Raw genomic sequence first — 20195 nt, 5'->3', positions numbered from 1 at the left:
TCGTCAGGAGCCAGCATGAAACGCATTACACTGATACCTATCTTCATTCCCTTTATTCTCGCCATGACTATCAATACTTTGGCCCAGGCTGCCGAACGCCTGCCTACCATCCCGCCATCACAATATACGGAAGAACAGAAAAAAGCTGCCGAAGAATTCCTGGCGACGCGCAAAGTGCCGGTGTTTGGTCCCTTTGAACCGCTGATGTATAGCCCGCAAGTCATGACGCAGGCACGTGCCATGGGCGATTATCTGCGTTATCAGTCCGCGCTCGGTACTACCCTCAGCGAACTGGTGATACTGATCACCGCACGTGAATGGTCACAAGATTATGAATGGTATGTGCATCATCCCATCGCCTTGAAGGCTGGCATCAAGCCCGAAGTGACAGCCGCCATCGCCGACGGCAGGCGTCCGGTGGGCATGACTGAGGATGAAGAAATTGTCTATGACTTTTCGACCGAACTGCACAAGAACAAACGTGTATCAGATCGCACTTATGCACGGGCAGAAAAACGTTTTGGTAACAAGGGGATAGTCGATCTGACTGGCATCAATGCCTATTACACCTTGCTGGCGATGCAGATGAATGTGGCGCAGTATCAGATACCCAGGGATGGGAAAAAGCTGGTGCGCTTTCCTGAATAGAAAAGCATAAAAAATATGGGGCCAATGCCCCATATCTTCTTCTTATTTATTTACTTGCTTATTTACTTATCTATCAGTAACGACGACGCTGCTGACCACCACCAGATGGTCCGCGTGTTTCAATATGGCGGAAAGTAATTCTGCCCTTGCTCAAATCATAGGGTGATAATTCCAGCGTCACCTTGTCACCGGCGAGTATGCGTATGTGATGCTGACGCATTTTGCCGGACGTGTAAGCGATCAGCTTGTGACCGTTTTCCAGATTCACACGAAAACGTGAATCGGGCAGCACTTCTTCAACTTGACCACTCATTTCCAACAGTTCTTCTTTTGCCATGGGTTTTTCATCTTTATAGTAGGTGAGACAACAGCACACAGACGGCGTCTCAAATGAACAGATGATCGCGATCATCTGCAAGGGAATACGGTGAACTCGCTGGTAATCGGGCAATTGGGCCATCAGCCTGTCAGGCCAGAAAACCGGTGCATCGAGTATGAAGTAGGCTGTGTACCCATGGCTGTGGCCATCAGGTCATCACAGTGCGTAGATACAAAGGCAGATAAGCAGTGCAAAGGGCGACGAATCATTTTTCGCAGTGTGCTGTCGGGATAGCAAATACGAAAACCCGGCTTGTTCAGATGCGCGAAATTCAGTTATATCCGGATTATACTCCCTTGCACCAATTTCGACGCATTTGCTTGCAGTTCGTTAATAAAAACACGACATTGATGTTGGTTTACCATCAAAATAGGCTCGCGATCCATCGACATGTGCCCGGCCGCATAGTTATTTCATGAATATATAAGCATGGTTTTTACATAATTTGTTGCTTTTATGAAATTATCAGAACTACTTCAGAAAAGCTGTTGCGTGCCCTAAATCTATGTGATACGGTGTTTTTTTATCAATAGATTCCAGATTTTATTATGAAAAGTCGCCGAATCACCATACGCCGTGCCCTGATCACGCGCGTATCCATATTGATAGTCTTTTTGCTCATCATTTTTGCTTTCAGCGCCGTCAAATTCATTGTCACGCCTGCCGTGACCGCGCTGGCGAAATCCCAGATGGCGCAAGCCAGCAGCGAACTCAGTGCCAGGGTCAAGCAATTGTTTGGTATGGTCGAAACCACCTTGCGCACCAGCCAGGACTGGGGTGAGCAAGGCTTGCTGGATGTCGATGATTTGCCTACTTTTAATAATTATTTATTTTCCGTGATAGCCAATCATGCCGAGATCAGTTCGGCATTGATCGCTACCGAATCCGGACGTGAAATTCTCTTGCTGCTGAATGAAGATGGTACCTGGGTGAATCGCATCAGCGATCCCGGACATTTTGGCAAAAAAACATATTGGCTGAGTTGGGATAAACAGCATCACCTGACCAATATCGAAATGCGCGAACGCGATTATGATGCGCGCCAGCGACCCTGGTTCAAAGCTGCCATGGCGTTGAATAACGATGACCAGATTGCCTGGACAGCACCGTATATTTTCTTCACCACCAAGGAACCGGGCATTACCGCATCCATGCGCTGGACTGCCGCCAATGGCACCCGCTATGTCATCAGCCATGACGTCAAATTACTCAGCCTGTCGCGTTTCACCACCAAGGTAGTGGCAGGCAGCAGTGGCATAGGCGTGATCTTGAATCCGGATGGCCGCATCATGGGTTTGCCGAAAGATGCGCGCTTCAAGGATGACGATAGCCTGAAGGCGAGTATTTTGCAGCCGGTTGCTGATCTGGGGGTAGCACCGCTGGCCAAGGGCTTGCAACGCTGGCACGATATCCGCAACAAACCTGATGAACTATTGCGTTACGACGTCGATGGGCAGGCCTGGTACAGTCTGTTCCGGCCATTTTCCATAGGGCAGAACGAAGTCTGGCTGGGCGTGGTCGCGCCAGAAGAAGATTTTGTTCCCGGTAGTCGCTCCGATTTCCAGGTGTTGATAGAACTGGCGCTGGCGGTCATGCTGGCTGGCGCATTGATGGCGGCATGGATAGCGCGCCAATTTGTCGGCCCGCTGGAACGCCTGACTTCGGACAGCAGGCGCATAGGCCAACTGGACCTGGAACAAGCCGTGCAATCCGATGGACGCTGGCAAGAAATCTGGCAATTGGGTGAAGCGCAGGAAACCATGCGGAAAATGCTGCGCGATGCCACCCGCCGCCTGGCCGACGCCAATACCAACCTGGAAGCCAAGGTTGCCCAGCGCACTGAAGAGCTGGAAATAAGCCGGACCGAATTGTCGCGGCGTGAGCAGTTTTTCCGTGCGATTTTTGACTATGCTCCGGTCGGCATCCTGAACATGACAGAAGATGGCCAGCGCGATACCAACCAGGCATTTGCAGATTTTCTCGGCTACGAATTGGATGCATTGCCCAACGTAGCACCAGGCCATCTCGTGGCGGACGAAGACCGGACCCTGATTTTTAATGCTGCCAGCAAACTGCAGGAAGGGGCCAATACACAAAGACTGGAAGCGCGTTACATACATCGCGATGGCAGTCATCGCTGGGCAGACGTCAGCCTGTCTGCTGTTCGGGACGAGACGGGAAAATACACATCGACCATCGTGATTGCGATTGACATGACGCAGCGCAAACTGGCTGAAACGGCGTTGGAAAGTGCCCGTACCCAGGCCGAAGCAACCAAGCGCCAGCTGGTCGCCATGTCCGATGCCTTGCCGCTGGCCATGTTCCAGATGCAAGTCAGTGCCGACGGCAAGCGCCGCTACAACTTCATCAGTAGCCCGGCGCAGCAGGTGCTGGGCGTAAGCGCGGAAGAATTGATGCAGGATGCAGATGCACGTTGGCGCAATATCTTGCCAGAAGATGTCGAGGCCGCCTCAAAAGCCTTGCGTGAAAGCACACAAAAAGCCAGGGATGGCGTCGCCAAAGCGACGGGCGAATTGCTGGTGCGGGTGCGTGGGCCAAACGGCTTGCGCTGGGTGTTGACTACTGCGTACGCCGACACGCTTGATGCCGATGGCACACTGATCTGGAACGGCTACAGCCAGGATGTGACTGAACGCAAACATGCGGAAGATGCCATCAGGGACAGCGAAGCCTACAATAAGCTCTTGTTCCGGGATTCTTATGTACCCATGGTGATCTTTGATCCCGTACTCAAGAAATTTGTTGACTGCAACCAGGCCGCAGTCGAGATGTACGGGCATCAAAGCCGGGAAAAATTGTTGCAGATGAATACCATCGATGTGTCGGCACCAACCCAGTATGACGGACGCCCTTCCACGGTGGTGGCCGCTGAATACATAGAGCAAGCCCTGGTGCAGCGCAGGGCCGTGTTTGAATGGCGACATCAGCGTGCAAACGGGGAACCATGGGACGCGCAGGTGCACCTGATGGTGTTCGTGCATCAGGGACGGCAGTTATTCCAGTTTACCCTGATCGATATTACAGAGCGAAAACGGGCACAGGCCGCGGCGCAAAAATCCAAGGAAATCGCAGAAGATGCCACGCGCATGAAATCCGATTTCCTCGCCAATATGAGCCACGAAATACGCACGCCCATGAATGCCATCATAGGCATGAGCCATCTCGCCCTGAAGACCGAACTGACGCCGCGCCAGCGCGACTATTTGGAAAAAATACAGTTATCAGGCAAACATTTGCTGGGCATTATCAATGATGTGCTGGATTTTTCCAAGATAGAAGCCGGCAAGCTGAGTGTCGAGCAAACCGATTTCAACCTGGAGCAATTGCTCGACAATGTGGCTAACCTGATCGTCGAAAAGGCCACTGCCAAGGGACTGGAATTGGTGTTCGATATCAGCAAGGATGTTCCCGTCAACCTGATAGGCGACAGCCTCAGGCTGGGGCAGATATTGATTAACTATGCCAATAATGCAGTCAAATTCACCGAACACGGTGAAATCGACATCATCATCCGTCTGCATGAACAGGATGATGACAGTGTGCTCCTGTATTTCGCCGTCAAAGATACCGGCATAGGTTTGACAGAACAGCAGATAGCGCAATTATTCCAGAGCTTCCAGCAAGCCGATGCATCCACCACCCGCAAATATGGTGGTACCGGCCTGGGCCTGGCGATTTCCAAACAACTGGCGCAATTGATGGGCGGAGAGGTCGGGGTCGAAAGTGAACACGGCAAGGGTTCCACCTTCTGGTTCACTGCCAGACTGGGCAAGGGCAATGTGATCGAACGCAGCCTGTTGCCCGAACCCGATTTGCGCGGCAAGCGCATCCTGGTGGTAGACGACAATGACAGTGCCCGCACGGTGTTGACGGAATTACTCGACTCCATGACCTTCCTTACCGGTGCCGCAGAATCCGGCGAACAAGCCTTGCGCATGGTACAGGACGCCGCAAGACAAGGGCAGCCTTATGACGTGGTGATGCTGGACTGGCAGATGCCCGGTCTGGATGGCATCGGTACCGCTCGCGGTATCCGCGCCCTGCAATTGCAGGATGAACCCAAGCTGGCGATGGTGACAGCGTATGGCCGCGATGAAGTCTTGAAACAGGCCCAGGACGCAGGCATAGAGCATGTGCTCATCAAACCGGTCAACTCTTCCATCCTGTTCGATACCTTGATACGCCTGCTCGGCGGTGTCTATGCCGAAGAGCGCGAAAAGGCAGACGACAGCAATGCCCATGGTATGGAAGTACTCAGCGCGCTTCGTGGTGCCCGCATCTTGCTGGCCGAAGACAATGAACTGAACCAGCAAGTTGCCTGCGAGTTGCTGGCAGATGCAGGTTTCGTCGTTGAAGTCGCCGACAATGGCAGTATTGCGCTGAACATGGCGCAGCAGCATGCGTACGACCTCATCTTGATGGATATGCAAATGCCAGAGATGGATGGCGTCGAAGCGACCACGCGCCTGCGTGCATTGCCGGCCCTGGCCGGCTTGCCCATCGTCGCCATGACCGCGAATGCCATGCAGGCCGACAAAGAACGCTGTCTCGGTGCGGGCATGAATGACTTCCTTAGCAAACCGATAGAACCGGACGATTTATGGCGCGTGCTGTTGCGCTGGATTAAGCCACGTTCGGCTGCACGCTCAGTTGCAGGTTCAGTTGCAGGTTCGGCTGTCGATACAGCCGGACTTCAGGCTGCACATCACACCACCACTGCAACACATGCAGCGGATGTGCAAGCAGGCTTCCCGGATCAGATAGACGGGCTGGATGTGGCAGCCGGCCTGCGCCGGGTACTGGGCAAACATGCGCGCTATCTGGCAATGTTGCGCGGCTTTGTCAGCAGCCAGGCTGACGTCACACGACAAATCCAAACCTCCTTGCAGCAGGGCGATAGCGCAACAGCAGAACGTCTGGCCCATACCCTCAAGGGTCTTGCAGGCAATATCGGCGCCACCCGGTTGCAGGAAATCAGTGGCGAACTGGAGCTGGCACTGCGCTCGGCGCAGCCGACAGAAACTTTACTGCCCGCGACAGCCGAAACACTGGCGCGCCAGGTGGCAGCGATCCTGGATAAATTACCACCAGAAGAACAAAAAGTTACCACGGTGGCAGACATGACCAGGTTCAAGCTGGTCAGTGATGAGCTGGCCGGTCTGCTGGCAGATGACAATGCCAAAGCAGAACGGCTACTTGAACAGCATGAGGCCTTGCTGGAAGCCGCCCTGCCCAGCCATTTCAAACAAATCGCTGAACTGATACGACAGTTTGATTATGAACAGGCATTGCTGGTGTTGAATGAAGCCCGCACGCAGATCGTCAATGTGCAGACCAGCAAGGCTGAATAAATGACAGCAAGCCCGCAGCAAACCTGTTGAATTTTCCACCATTCTCAAACATGGGGAGTATTGAAATGATCCATCTGGAAGCTGGTTTACCCAAACCCACCATATTGGTGGTGGATGACACGCCGCAAAACCTGTCTGTCATGAACGACTTGCTGCAGGACGATTATGTGGTCAAGGTGGCCCCTGGTGGCGCACGGGCGCTCAAGGTGGCACGCTCTGACGCACCGCCAGATTTGATATTGCTGGATATCATGATGCCAGACATGGACGGCTATGAAGTTTGCCGCCAGCTCAAGGCCGACCCACAAACCCGCGATATCCCGGTGATTTTCCTGACCGCCAAAGCAGAGCAGGATGATGAGCGCCACGGTTTTGAAATCGGTGCCGTCGATTACATCACCAAACCCATCAGTCCACCCATCGTCCTGGCCAGGGTGAAAACCCATCTTGCCTTAAAAGCGTCTGCCGATTTCTTGCGCGACCAGAATGAATTCCTGGAACAGGAAGTCGCCCGTCGCACAGAAGAAACCAGGGCAATCCAGGATGCCACCATCCTGATGATGGCATCACTGGCAGAAACCCGTGACAATGAAACCGGCAACCATATTTTGCGCACACAGTTTTATGTCAAAGTGCTGGCAGAAAAACTGCAGGGCCACCCGCGTTTCTCTGCTTTCCTGACAAGCTCCACCATAGAATTATTATTCAAGTCGGCACCCTTGCATGACATCGGCAAGGTCGGTATTCCTGACCGCATCTTGCTCAAGCCAGGCAAATTCGATGTCGCTGAATTTGAAATCATGAAAACCCATGCCGCGCTCGGGCGTGACGCCATCGTGCAGGCAGAACGCAGATTGGGTTACAAGGTAGCGTTCCTGGATTTTGCCAAAGAGATCGCCTATTCGCATCAGGAAAAATGGGACGGTAGCGGCTACCCGCAAGGTCTGGCTGGTGATGCCATCCCGGTTTCAGCCCGCCTGATGGCCCTGGCCGACGTGTATGACGCACTGATCAGCCGGCGTGTCTACAAGGCTGCCATGTCACACGAAAAGGCGGTGGAAATCATCAGCGAAGGTCGTGGCAAGCATTTCGATCCCGACATGGTGGATGCCTTCCTGCAAATACAGGAGGATTTCCATGCGATTGCCACCCGCTATACCGACAGTGACGCCGATATCCAGGACCAGCAAAAACGGCTGGAATGGATCGCCGAACAACCCTGAGTCGTCATTCGCAAGCATCCAGCGCCATACTGAGAAACCACTATGCATAAACCGGATTTCAGCAAGCTCACTTTCCTGATCGTGGATGACATCTCTGCCATGCGGCAGGTGGCGGCAGGACAATTGCGGGCTTTGGGGGCAGAACAGATTCAGGTAGCGGGAAACGGGCTGGAAGCCTTGCAAATTCTGCGCAGAAGCAAGATAGATGTGGTCTTGACCGACTGGAATATGCCAGTCATGGATGGACTGGAGTTATTGCGCGCCGTGCGGGTCGATCCCAAACTGGTAGATTTGCCCCTGATCATGGTGACGGCTGAAGTGGAACGTGATCGGGTCGCCGAGGCGGTCAGGAACGGCGTGTCTGACCTGCTGGTCAAGCCTTACACCGCGCAGCGCATGGAAGACAAGATCGTCGGCGCATTGCGCCGCAGTCGCTCGCCCGCTGCGCCCGAACCGGTGACTACCGAAACACCCAAACCGGCACAGTTACCCAGCATCCTGGTGGTTGACGATACCCATCTCAACCTGAGATTGATAGCCGACCTGTTCGCCGATGAATACAGGGTACGCATTGCCGATAATGGCAAACGCGCATTGACGATCTGCCAGTCAGACAATCCGCCAGACCTGGTCTTGCTGGATGTGATGATGCCAGAAATGGATGGTTTTGAAGTCGCGCAGAAAATGCGCGAACATCCAAACAGTGAATTGATACCCGTGATTTTTGTCACCGCACTCAGCGATGACAATTCACGACGCAAGGGTTTTGACCTGGGCGCAGTGGATTTTGTCAGTAAACCGATAGATCCGGAAATTCTGCAAGTCAGGGTCAGGAATTTCATCCGCTACGTAGAGATGCACAAACAGCGCCAGCAAGAATACGACACCATGCTGGTCAATGCCCGCCTGCGCGAAAATGTGGACCGCATGCTGCGGCATGATATACGTGGGCCGCTGGCCGGTGTTATCGGCTTGTTGCAAGACTTTCCTGACGATGGTCAGTTGGGTGCACAGCAAGCGCGGCGTTTAAGTGAAATCGAAGCAGCGGCAGTGCAGGCACTGGATACCATCAGCTTATCGTCTGACCTGTTCAAGATAGAAACGGGTCGCTATCAGTTGGAGCCAGTCGCTGTGGATATAGGCCGATTGCTGCAGCAGGTGCTGCAATTGGTACAGTCTGCTTTCGCTGTCCGGCAACTGGTATTTGTCGATGAGATTCACCTCACCGCCAACGCAAGTGGTGACCCGGTTCTGTGTCATGCCATATTCCATAATCTGCTAAAGAATGCTTGCGAAGCAGCACCCGAAGGTGGCCGTATCAAACTGAGCCTGCATGAAGAATCACCTCTGCGTATCGTCATAGAAAATACCGGTGCCGTGCCTGCAAGCATGCTGGACAGGTTTTTTGACCGTGGTGCAACGGCGGGTAAAACTGGCGGCAGCGGCCTTGGTACCTATTCAGCAAAACTGCTGACAGAGGCACAAGGCGGCACCATTGCCATGGACAGCCATGAGGGTGAGAATATAACCCGGCTCACCGTATGCCTGTTGCGCGAACCGGCAGTGGCGTGAACCTTCAGTAAGCCGCGGGCGTTTTCAAGACTTTGAGAAAAGTATCCTCTCCTTGAATTTGATATGTCCTGGTGTATAGTAATTTTTTGACCAGTCTTCATCATTGAATTTAAGTCTGAGCGGAGTGGCTTTTTGTGCGGTGCTGACTGCGGCCCTGAACGCGTAGTGGTCCACCAGTCTTACCGCCTCAATCGCAAAGACGGTAGCGATTTCCTGATCGTAAATGGCAATCAAATTGTCACCGTTTTCTTGTTCGCCACCTTCTGCCAGATTGGATGATCCAAAGAAGACCACCGGATTGGTGTCATTGAAATCCACCACCACGAACTTATGGTGAATTTTATGTGCCAGGCCTTCCTGCATTTCTTTGTTGAAGGGGGGCGGCACGAGTTTATTCAAGGCTGCCGACGTGACCAATACACCAGGTTTTCCTGGTGAATAGACTTGTATGCCGGAAACGGACTTAGTCTCGTCTGTTGAATTTTTCTCGCCGTCTGCCCCGCCAGGATTGTCGGTAATGCCATACGAGAAAATTTTCCCATCATCGTGAATCGTCCTCAGTGTATCCAGCACAGAACTTTTGCCTACCAGTGCCATGACAGCAAACAGGACAGAGCTGTTCGCCGTGTTCAATTCGTTTTGCAGTCTGTCCAGCGAAAACGTATTTTTCTTGTGGGGTGCGAAGCTGAAAACGCTGGAAGGTAGGCCAGGTTTGCTAATGGCATATTCTTGCTGGGATATCTTGTCTGCTGTAAATGCAGACGTACTCAGTCCACCATTGAAGGCAGCTTCGAAGGACTGGGCATATAGCTGTGCCACATCGTCATCATCGAAGATGGCGACATGATTGGCATTGACATACAGGCCCGTCACAGAAAAATTGGTCGAGCCAGTCAGTACGCGTGCAGGCTTACCCTTGACACGCATGATGAAGACTTTATTGTGCTGGTATCTTGAAAAATTCCCGGTCTTTACGTTTGCCTTTCCGGCCGATTTTTGTAACCGTGCTTCAGCCTGTGGTTCCAGTGCTTTAGCACCGACATGGGTAGCAGAATTGTCCATCACGATGCGGACCTTCTTGCCAAGAACCGTCAGCGCACGGACTATATCCGGTTCATTGAAGTCATACACCATGGCATCCAGCGTGGCGTCTTTATTCAGGTAGCATTCATTCAGGAAATCAATGATGGCTACCCGCGCATGTGCGCCCAGCCATTGGTATTGCTCTACATAGTCGGCGGTAGGGAAGTCAACCGTCTTTGGATTTGGGCCGATAGCTTTCGTACCAAATTTGTCGGTGTAAGCCTGCGATGATAAATAGCCCCTGGTAAACGCCAGTTCAAAGTTCTTTTGTTTAAACGGTTGACACATGACTTTGATACTGACCGTGTCGCCCGTGGTCAGGGCACTGGTATGCGCGGCTGAAAATGATTTGATCGCCACTTCATATTCATATTCGCCAAAGGCATCGCCTGCCGGAAAATCGACCCACCAGAACTTCTGGAAAGGCGCATCTTCAGACGAGTGCCATTTCCTGTCTTCGGCGGTGGTTTCACTGGTGTAATCCGATGTGAACGATAGCCTGTTGAGCAGCGGGCTCCAACTGCCATCTTTAAAGCGCCGTCGTATGGAAAAACCAGCCAGGTCTGCTTTCTTGTGTTCATCGACATTAAAGGCCAACATCACACATTGGTCTCCACTATAAGCACGCACGGTGAGGGCACCGGAACTCGCAGAAGTAGGATTGATAGAAGTACTTAGATTGCCAGGCATGTCGCTTCTCCAGTTAGTGAATCATATCTTTTGTAATGAACTTATTTTTGTATCCGCGATGGATATGTGTCTAAGCCAAATTTTCTAAAGCGCTTTGTTTGATTTCTTTGCTCATCGTATTTTAGTACGTACTATTTGACCGTCAAAAGTAAAGTTTTTTAGGTTTATTTTTTTGCATTTTCTATGTGATTTGGCTACTGGAAAGTGCTATTGTTTTGCGCCACGCAACAAAGAAGTCAGTGAAATCTGACGATGATTCCAATTTGGGAATTAATTCGCGATAAATGACTTGTTCTTGTAACTGTTTACCACCAGTTAGTTGCAGTTGCATTGGAGAAGAAACATCACAAATGCGGTCATATTCGTTTAGAAGTTTGCGATTCGGATCAATCGCTTTTTCGCTAATCAAAAAATTAGCACGTGTAGAGCGCACAGTCATAATCCTGGCAAGTCGATCAATACATTCGCCAAGATAATCTTCATGTCTTCGGTTCAGTCTCTTAACAACTCCAAAATCGATACCTAAACGGACCGAAAATGGGTAGTTTGAATCGCCCGCAACAAAGGCTAATTGTTGCGCAGCTTGCGACATCAGAAGACCTGCTTCAAGCAGTGGTCGAAACTCCGGGCAGCACATCAAAACAGCATCGCCAATTTCTTTGAAGACACGAACTTCCGCATACGGGCGTGTCGCAGAGGCAATCAAGGTGAAAAAACTTTCTCCACGGATATAACCTAATTCAGGCCCTTTCGTTAATCTATAATTACTGCTTTGTGCCAGATCAACCATACAAAAATAAAGATTTGCGTCTGGATATTCACGATAAGCCTTTGCAAGAGCATCACGATCTGCAAGTACTTCAGATTGAATTTTCGACGCGTATAAAGAGAATGACATATTGACGCTCCAATTAAAGTGCTTGAATACCGACAAAGTCGTAAATTTCTTGATCTCCCCACGAAGACAGAATGTCCATTGATAGCTGAATGCGATGGACTGGATCATCTAACATCCTGACTGCATTTTCTTGTACTTCTATACTCCAACGGTGTAGTCGAGATTGATCTTGAATTTGCTGTGAAAGTACGTCGTCGCTGCAGTAAATAAGTTCGATGCACGCACCACTAATGCTTCGTAACATTTCGCTTCTATTTTTTGTCCTTGGCTCAGTGAAAATTCGAGAATGTAGAAAAGATTCAAGTTTTTCAAGTATTTGATCTGCTTCAGGTGACAGACCAATTTGAACTGATTGATCTCCTTTTTGAAGCAACTCACGCATTGCCATATCCCCTCCTCCAGATGCAAGGATGGCATTTGAATGTTTAACAAATGCGCCGATAAAATAAGTATAGAGGCCGCCAGCGTCATTTTTTTTTATTGCAGCGTCGAAATTGGGGTCAATATCATCTACTTCTACAGCTAACTCTTCGTAGATACTGCGGCTCTGGCCATTTAGTAAAGCAACTTCATTGGCATCGTTTAAATTTTCAATTACCCAAGTTATGTCGTCCGCATATTGAACTATAACGGCCTCAAATGTTGCATGATCATCTGTTATAAGGTTGTGGCCTCGCCTAGAGCCTGCAAGTTTGACAATGTGTTTAAAGCGTTTCGTTCCGGGATTTGAACCGCGAGTATGTCGCCAAACTCCATACATGGTTTCTGGGAAATATGCTTCCTTCCGTGCTTCTGAAGTAAATGGATTGGTGCAAAGCAACCAATAGCTTTCTTGTCCACTTGAGTAGAGTGATGCATTTCGTTGTCCGGCTGCCCAAGGCATGAAGCGCTGGACTTTATCTAGTACGATAGATGACCGCAGTCCGCTTACGAGATCAGGAATGTCGGATCCAGCGAATGCGAGGTCAAGTTGTTGTTGACTGGTTTTGTCTTTGGGATTCTTGGGTGCAAGTTCTGCGTCTAAAACTTTAAGCTTTAATTCTGCCCATTCGGTCATCTTTGTTTTTGCCGCGTGTATGAATGGAACAGCACCTACTTTCGAGCCCAATGCTATTGCTTCAGCAAAATCTTGATTGAGTTCGAGTCCTCTTGCAATTGCACGCGCTACTTGTGCCATTTTCATAGCATGTGTCGCGTAAGCGCGAACGATTCGACGCTGGCCATTGTATAAAACGTGGTACTTTTCAGTTTGTTTTCTCATCCCCGGAGAGTATAAGATGCGATCTCGTTCGAGCTGTACCGGGGTTCGATGTCGAAGTTTAAATTTATTTTTTTCCCACTGAGCGGAATAATAGGAAAATATGTCACCACCGTCTACAAACTCATTGCTAAAATTTTCAAAGCTTCGTTTAGCGCATTTAAGCAAAGACTCTTCAATTCGCCCGACCGTCTCGAAATACTCTGGTTCTTTCATAAATTCTCCAATAAAAAATAAACCAACTTAGTTCGTCATGTTAGGTCGAGGTGATTTTTGTTTAATTACAAGTGCGCCCTAAGCCAAACTCTCCAGCACCCCGCGCTGCCACAACCACGCCGTGATTTTTTGCGAGGTTTGCCTGCCCATGCTTTGTTCCAGTTTCAGCAATACATGCGCCAGCGGCTGTGGTTGCCACAAGAAATTCAGATTGGGAAATAAAGCCTGGTTTTCCAGGAAAGAGATAGGGCGCTCAAGATTGGGGTGGCTCAGTGCCAGTTGCTTTTGTACCCTGTCATCCACCACGCAATAGCTTTCTGCCAGACTGGCGGCAGGATGGATGCGCAGGGGCTGACAGGGGTTGAATGTGGATAAGGGCTTTAGCTCTGCCGGTTGGTAGTCGCGTAGTTGCGCACTTTGTTCGTGCATGGCCCGGACCAGGGGGTGATCATCCCCGGCAACAGCGCCGTCGGCGCAGTTAGTGGCAATACCAGCCCGGCTTTGCCAGAACGGATGTTCGCTACACCAGGCTTGCGCATAATATGACTGCGTCCAGTATTGGTGGCGGGCACAGGTTTCTGTCAGCCTTTGCTCAAAGAAGTGGCGCGCCAACTCATAACGATCATGACACTCATAACGATTACTGTCTGTGCTACCCAGCAGCGTATGTATTGCAACCACCGCCTGCAAGGAAAAGCGCATGGCCTTTTCTACACCTGATGATGAAATCGGGTCCAGCGCAAAGGCGGCATCGCCCAGTTTCAGCCTGCCATCTTGCCAGCTATCCAGCGCCAGGTAGGGTGTTGCCGTGCATGCCTGCAAGCGACTCGCATACGGAACTTGCGCTATGGTCTTGAATAACTCGCTGTTTGCACAATTCCATCGTAACCAGTTTTCTGCCTGCCCCGGCATCTTTTGATGGGCCGTTTGCGGATCACTGACCAGCATGACTCGGTAGCGCAGGTCGGGCAGGCGTGTGCCCCATAGCCAGCCATGTTCCAGTGCTTCGACCTGGGTCAGGTTGGCCATCTCATTGGCAATATTATGGGCAATATTATTGAAGACCTGATCTGCTTCCAGTTCCACCCACATCGCAGACAGGCGTGGCGCGCAGGCATATTGTTGTGCTCCATTGCTGCGTCCACCTGCATCAAGAATAAAGCGGGCGGTGATTTGCTGCCTGCCCGCAGGCGTGCTGATGTGTAATTGCCAGTCGCCTGCCGTGCCGCTGATGTCTTCGATCCGCGCTGGCATGCATACGCTGATGCCGCGTTGCCTTGCCAACTGCAGCAGGGCGGCATCAAAGGCGGCACGGTTGATGACTGCTGCGTCGCCGTGGCCTGCAATTTCTGGCGTAGTGCTGCGCCAGCGCAGTCGCGTAGAAAGGCCCGCCAGGTGAGGAACCGCTGCCAGCGCTTCGTTGGCGTCCAGCATGTCTATGATGTTTTTAACACCGGGCGTCAGTGCTTCACCTATCTGTGGGCGCGGCCAGGTTGCGCTACGCTCCAGCATTTGTACGCGGTAGCCCAGTTGTTGCAAACGCAAAGCTGCGGTCAGCCCGGCGGGCCCGGCCCCAATGATGATGATATCGACCGCGTTGTCCATATCAGGCATGGCGGTTGTCTGGCGCGCCGGTAAACCATTCGGGTGCCAGGTGGCTCAGGCGTTGATGTGCCCCTATGGTGTAGTGCAGCCATCCGCGTATGTAGTCGCAGGCATGGCGTCCGCGTGCCAGCACTTCATGATGGCAGCCACCGCCGCACAGGTAACGTGCCCAGCAGGTATTACAGGGCTGTTGCTGATGCACATGGCGTTGGCTCAGCCAGATGGCTTGCCTGCCTCGGTCCACCCCCGTATCCAGGTGGCCCATGCTGCCTTGTTCGTCACCGACAAAGCGATGGCAGGCAGCCAGCTCACCATCGGCAGACACCCCAAAATAACCAGCACCGGCACCGCAGGGGTAGGGCCTGTGTGTTCCGCGCTGCAATTCACGCAAGGCATTTTGCATGTTCATGAAAGGGTAGCGTTGGCCTTGCATGACATGCTGCTCAAATGCCAGGCCGCAGGCGATCATGCCTTGCAGCATGTCGGCCATATCTTCCGGCCCCATTTCTGCCTGCCCATTCGATGCACGTAGTAGCGGCGAGAAGCCGACGCTATGAAAACCCATGTTGATAAACATATCCAGGGTTTGTGGCAGGTTCAGGTTGAACGGCGTCACCGTCACCCGTGCTGACACCTGCATCTGGCGCTGGCGTTGCAGCAATGGGGCGATGCGCTCCACAATCTGGTCGAAAGAACCCTTGCCGCCTTTAAAGGCGCGCAGGCGATTATGTTGTTCTGCCGGTCCATCCAGGCTGACTGTCACGGCAAAGCCATGCTTTTCAAAAAAATCGGCATCGTCAGGCTGCAACAGCGTGCCATTGGTCGTGATGGAAAAATGACAGCGCACCCCCAGCCTGGCTGCCTGCTCACTTGCATAGTCAGTCACGCTGCGCAAGACCGGGCGATTCGATAACGGCTCACCACCCATGAATGCCAAGTTCACCTTGGCACCCGGTGCGGCTTGACCCAGCAATAAATCCACCGCCTGCATGGCTTTCAGCAACTCCATGCTTTTGGCCTTGCCGCCAAACTCACCCTGCTGCGCATAACAATACGTGCAACCCAGATTGCATTTCTGCGCAATTGCCAGCGACAGGGCATGCACTGGTGGCGAAGACAGTGGCACATCATCAATAAACGGTTCGGCGTGCAAGCCATGGCTGTCTATCAGTGCTGGCAGTAATTGCTGGTCGTCGGCATGCACGGCAACACGAAATTCTGGCACCAGTTCTGCCGGCAAGTGAAACAGCCTGCTGCCATTCACCAGCAATAACTGCGCACCCTGGGCATCTTCCACCAGGTGCGCATCACGGTGCGAGGGGCGCGATGCTTCGACGATGCGCAAGGCCAAGGCCGGTGCCAGCTTGCCATCTGCCCTGGCCGCATGCTCAGGGGCAGGGTCGCGCTCAATGACCAGATCAGGACTCATCGGCATCTTTACCCCGGATGATGAATTGCAAATCCTCTTGCCAGGACTTGAATAAATCATCGTAAGAATACAGCCGCGTATCAGTGCGGTTATCCGGGATATAGGTGCCGGTACGTTTTTTTGCAAACCACATATCACCGCGCGACAAGCCATCAACACCAGGTTCCACGTTCACATAGTCGGGCCGCGATGCAGCCCAGTAATAACATGCGCATTCGCGGTAATCGTTTTGCCATGGTGCACACAAACCCTGCGTCAATTCCCCCGGGTGTAACAGGGCCGGATTGAATGAGGCCGTATTCGCTTCAAAGAAATGACGCAGCTTCAAATTGACCTTGAGGGTAGGTGTATCCTTGCTGTACAAGACTTCGGTGTCGGCATCTTTATCAAGAGTAAATTCACATTCCACCATTTGCCCCTGCAAATGGATGATGCGGGCGATCGAGTTGGACCATTCCATGAAAGACACTGCGTTCGGATTCGCTACTGACGCCAGCGTGCCCGAGCTGCCATCGGGAAACACTGGCCCGGTGGTCACCACCATGGTGCCGGCATCCAGCCCGGCAAAGCGCAGCAGACGTCTGGATTTCAGATCCGCATGGGCCGGTTCAGCATCCACCACATAGTTATTGTTTTCAACCAAAGTGATGCCTTCAAAAGCGCGCCGCCACAAGTTCCTGAAATCAAATTCCAGCCCCGGGAAGCAATTGGAAATCGCGCTGCGCGGCAAGACCGATGCCGGGTTGCCAGTGCCGCGATGATGGATTTGCGCCGTCAGGTTGCTGGCACTGATGGTTTTCTTGTCAGACATTATTGACCTCCTGCTGGCGTAGGTGCTGCAAACATCGCATTTTTGGCAGCCTTGATGACCATATCGATATGGCGGCGTGTCAAGGTCAGGCTGCGGCCATCGGCACCGCGCATCAGGGCTGGCATCTTGCGCAAGGTGGCAGCCGACAGGTCGCCTATTTCTTCCGGCTGGCGCATTACCTGTGCAAACCAGGGTGCACCACCGGCAGACAGGGCGCTGAAGACCCGTTCATGCAAAGCACGCAACGCCAGGTTATCGACCAGCGAACTGGCCGCAATCGGTTCGTAATAGCGTTCAAAGTCATTGGTGTTTTGCCGCACCATGGTGCTGGCCACATTCAGGCGACCATTCACCGGGTTGCCGTTCATTACTGCGGTATTCATCAACCGGACCGTTTCCAGCGCCCGCAGTACCAGTTCGGTGGCATCATCGAGTGAGACCTCGTCTTCCTTCACTTCCGGCCCGTAGAGCAATTGTTCCATTTCGTCAGAGATCACGCGCACCGGCAAGGTATCGGGTGCAAATGCCGGTGGTCCGGCCCCGATATAGCTTTGCGCATGCAGCACTTTGCCATCGTGCAGTTTCAGGAATACCCGGACGTGACCATCGCATTCGTCATCCAGGTAACCCCAACTGACCTGGTTGCCATCGGCATCTGCGTATCCCGCATAAATGCCGGCAGGATTGGTCAGCGCGGGGCCCACGCTTTCTGAGTAATTCAGCCAGTCTTTCTTTTCGTCGTACAGGATCAGTTCATCGCTATCGATGATGGGGTCGGGTGTCAGGACGGGTACATTGTTCTGGTCTGGTTCCAGCCTGTGTTTGCGTGAACCGTACACGATACCGGCCGCCGGTGTATAGCGTAGCCGTATTTCCGGGAATTGCTTGGTCGGTTTGATAAACTGTACATGTCCCAGTGGCAGGGTTTTTCCAGGCAAAAAATTCTTGCAATGCCCTGTCATGGGGTGACGTGCATGATCCTTGATGTCTGCAAGACTGGCGTGAATCTGGTCATCTGGCTTACCGGTGCGGCGAAACAGTTTAATGTTACCCAAAGCCACATCCCAGTGCAGACTGGCCATGCTCAAGCCTTCCTTGTGCAGCAAATCTGGTGTCAGTGGCTGCAATTCAGCAGGGTGTTCCGTGGTACGCACATACACTTCGAGGAAAGGGGCCACCGGCCGGATTTTTTTGTTTTCATCCTTGAAGCGGATTTGCTCTGGCACATAGGTACGCGCAATCTCGCCTGTTACCTGGTTCACTTCCAGGCTGGGGCGGGGTACGATGCGGCGATAATCAAGTGGATTGTCCGGGTTTGTCTCCAGGTCAAATGCTTCCAGTGGTTCGTCTGCTGCACCCAGGCGGGCAATGGCCAGGGGCGGCAAAATTCGGATTTCCAGTATGGACATTATGGGCTCCTAGATCAGTGCAGCATCAATGCTGCCAGACAGAATGCGCAAGGCCAGCGCCCGCATGTTCTGGTCGGCTTCGCGCATCGAGGTCAGATAAATGTGGCGAGATGGCGGCGCAATATGCAATAAGGCTTTCACCAGGCTGTCGGCTGCCGCCAGCAAATCCAGATGGCCGCGCCAGCGATTGGCTTCACCCAGCGGGCTGTTCAGCGTATAGGGCATCTGGAAAGGTGGCCCGGCAAAACCGGCACTGGCGTCCTTGGCGGACAGCGGTGACTGCATCAAAATTTCGGATATCGCCCGCAGGTTATACATTTCACCAAAGCTGCCGTTGACGATGGCACCGCGCGGGGTAATTGCCCCTGCCGCATTCAGGCCGCCAAACAGGGTAAAGCTGTGTATCAGGTAGGTCAGCAACATGCGATAACGCACATTGTGCAACTGTGCCCAGAGTATAGATTCCGGATGGGTAATCCGCGAAGTTTGAGCACCTGCATTTTGAGACTCCAATTCAGGTTCCAGATCGGGGTCCAGCGATACATAAGGGTTGATCGCCACCTTGCGTGACGGTGACCAAGGCACAAATGTAGAACGCAGTAAGCCAGCCTTGCTTGCTGGCTGCAATTTCTGCCAGCCGTCCGTCGTATAATCAGCCGGGCGTGCTTCGCTCCATTCAAGATCGGTCAGGGTTTCCAGGCCCAACAGTTCACGCATTTCTATATAGATGCGCAAGAAGCGCACAAAATGCGATTTTGTCGATCCCGTAGTGGCTTCGCCCTGATAGGCAATCGCCTGCAAGGCCGACACCATGTCGTCACGGCAGGTTTGTGGCACCACCAGCACATCCGGTGTCTGCCTGGGCTGGCCCGAACTATTACCCCGGTTACCACCCTGATAGCCACGCCCCCATTCAGCCCAGTTGGCCTGGGCCGGATAGGTATTCGCCTGGAATACCGTATCAGGCAAATACTCCGGGTTTTGCACCAGCGGTATCAGCGTGTTGAACAATTCCGACACCTGATGCGGGTCATCTGTCTGCGCATGTACACGGGCGCGTATTTCCTTGCCCAGCGCACCGCCATCCCAATCCACCGGGGATTCGGCAAATACGTACTTGGCCAGCGAATCCAGTGTCAGTGGTTCCAGCGCAAAGGGGAAAGGATAAAACGGCACATCCCAGGGGTAATCTTCGCGCTCCATATGCAGGGGGGAGCCAATCAGGCGCAGGGAGTTTTGCACCGAGATCAGATGCCCCATCTCTTCCTTGGCGATACCCAGTATCACTTCCTGCCAGTCGCGTACGATATCCCGGTACGCTTCTGGCACTTGCGGCCCGCCCAGTGAATACGCACCATACAGATATTGCACCATCAGGCAATGTTCTATTTCCGCATCGATGGATAACAGGTAAGTCACGTAATCACGCGGCGAAAATTCCAGATTGAATGAGGTGGCATGGCTGTTGGCAGTAGGACTGATCGCCTCCGCCGAGAGCATCTTTACCCCAGCCATCAAACCCTTGGGCGACCCGGTCTGGGGTAAGGGCTTGTTCATGGCGCCAAGATGACGCCTGATTTGTGCAGAACGCATTTCCTTGTC

General features: G+C 52.5%; 13 protein-coding genes. 4 read left to right on the top strand and 9 right to left on the bottom strand.

Going from position 1 to position 20195, the window contains the following annotated elements:
* The first annotated feature begins 15 nt into the window (after window positions 1–15).
* Window positions 16–648 (top strand): carboxymuconolactone decarboxylase family protein, encoded by a 633-nt coding sequence (locus tag ACO0LM_RS21735; protein WP_422987840.1) that lies wholly within the window; start codon window positions 16–18, stop codon window positions 646–648.
* A gap of 73 nt (window positions 649–721) precedes the next feature.
* Here the strand turns inward: ACO0LM_RS21735 and infA are convergent, their stop codons facing one another.
* On the bottom strand, window positions 722–985 hold the full coding sequence (gene infA / locus ACO0LM_RS21730; RefSeq protein WP_110258049.1) for a translation initiation factor IF-1: 264 nt from the start codon (window positions 983–985) through the stop codon (window positions 722–724).
* Between the two features lie 590 nt (window positions 986–1575).
* On the opposite strand from infA, the gene ACO0LM_RS21725 reads away from it, so the two are divergent.
* From ACO0LM_RS21725 to ACO0LM_RS21715, 3 genes are all read left to right on the top strand, one after another.
* A complete protein-coding gene (locus ACO0LM_RS21725; RefSeq protein WP_423039859.1) occupies window positions 1576–6399 on the top strand; it encodes a response regulator in 4824 nt (1607 codons plus the stop codon).
* Between the two features lie 65 nt (window positions 6400–6464).
* Window positions 6465–7622: a response regulator gene (locus ACO0LM_RS21720; RefSeq protein WP_423039857.1), complete on the top strand. Its 1158-nt coding sequence runs from the start codon at window positions 6465–6467 to the stop codon at window positions 7620–7622.
* 42 nt (window positions 7623–7664) lie between these two features.
* Window positions 7665–9194: a response regulator gene (locus tag ACO0LM_RS21715; RefSeq protein ID WP_423039855.1), complete on the top strand. Its 1530-nt coding sequence runs from the start codon at window positions 7665–7667 to the stop codon at window positions 9192–9194.
* Between the two features lie 24 nt (window positions 9195–9218).
* Here the strand turns inward: ACO0LM_RS21715 and ACO0LM_RS21710 are convergent, their stop codons facing one another.
* The 8 genes from ACO0LM_RS21710 to ACO0LM_RS21675 form a co-directional block, all read right to left on the bottom strand.
* Complete coding sequence (locus ACO0LM_RS21710; RefSeq protein WP_423039853.1) at window positions 9219–10967, bottom strand: phospholipase D-like domain-containing protein; 1749 nt, start codon at window positions 10965–10967, stop codon at window positions 9219–9221.
* A 181-nt stretch (window positions 10968–11148) separates the two neighbouring features.
* Entirely contained in the window at window positions 11149–11865 is a 717-nt protein-coding gene (locus ACO0LM_RS21705; protein ID WP_423039851.1) for a hypothetical protein, read from the bottom strand.
* A 13-nt stretch (window positions 11866–11878) separates the two neighbouring features.
* Complete coding sequence (locus ACO0LM_RS21700; RefSeq protein ID WP_423039849.1) at window positions 11879–13339, bottom strand: hypothetical protein; 1461 nt, start codon at window positions 13337–13339, stop codon at window positions 11879–11881.
* Window positions 13340–13417: 78 nt separating this feature from the next.
* Entirely contained in the window at window positions 13418–14953 is a 1536-nt protein-coding gene (gene qhpG / locus ACO0LM_RS21695; RefSeq protein ID WP_423039847.1) for a flavin-dependent monooxygenase QhpG, read from the bottom strand.
* A complete protein-coding gene (locus ACO0LM_RS21690) occupies window positions 14946–16373 on the bottom strand; it encodes a radical SAM protein (RefSeq protein ID WP_423039845.1) in 1428 nt (475 codons plus the stop codon). Before ACO0LM_RS21690 ends, qhpG begins: the two co-directional genes overlap by 8 nt.
* Window positions 16363–17184 carry a hypothetical protein gene (locus tag ACO0LM_RS21685; protein WP_423039843.1) on the bottom strand — a complete coding sequence of 274 codons (822 nt, stop codon included), beginning with the start codon at window positions 17182–17184 and terminating at the stop codon, window positions 16363–16365. The genes ACO0LM_RS21690 and ACO0LM_RS21685 overlap by 11 nt, the downstream gene beginning before the upstream one ends.
* The gene (locus tag ACO0LM_RS21680) at window positions 17184–18593 is read right to left on the bottom strand and encodes a hypothetical protein (protein ID WP_423039842.1); all 1410 of its coding nucleotides are present in this window, start codon (window positions 18591–18593) and stop codon (window positions 17184–17186) included. The genes ACO0LM_RS21685 and ACO0LM_RS21680 overlap by 1 nt, the downstream gene beginning before the upstream one ends.
* A 9-nt stretch (window positions 18594–18602) precedes the next feature.
* Window positions 18603–20186, bottom strand: coding sequence for a ferritin-like domain-containing protein (locus ACO0LM_RS21675; RefSeq protein WP_423039840.1), 1584 nt, complete (start codon window positions 20184–20186; stop codon window positions 18603–18605).
* Between the last annotated feature and the right edge of the window lie 9 nt (window positions 20187–20195).

This window comes from Undibacterium sp. Di26W, from assembly GCF_049340265.1.
GTDB lineage: Bacteria > Pseudomonadota > Gammaproteobacteria > Burkholderiales > Burkholderiaceae_D > Undibacterium.
This window is presented reverse-complemented; position numbering and strand designations above follow the sequence as displayed.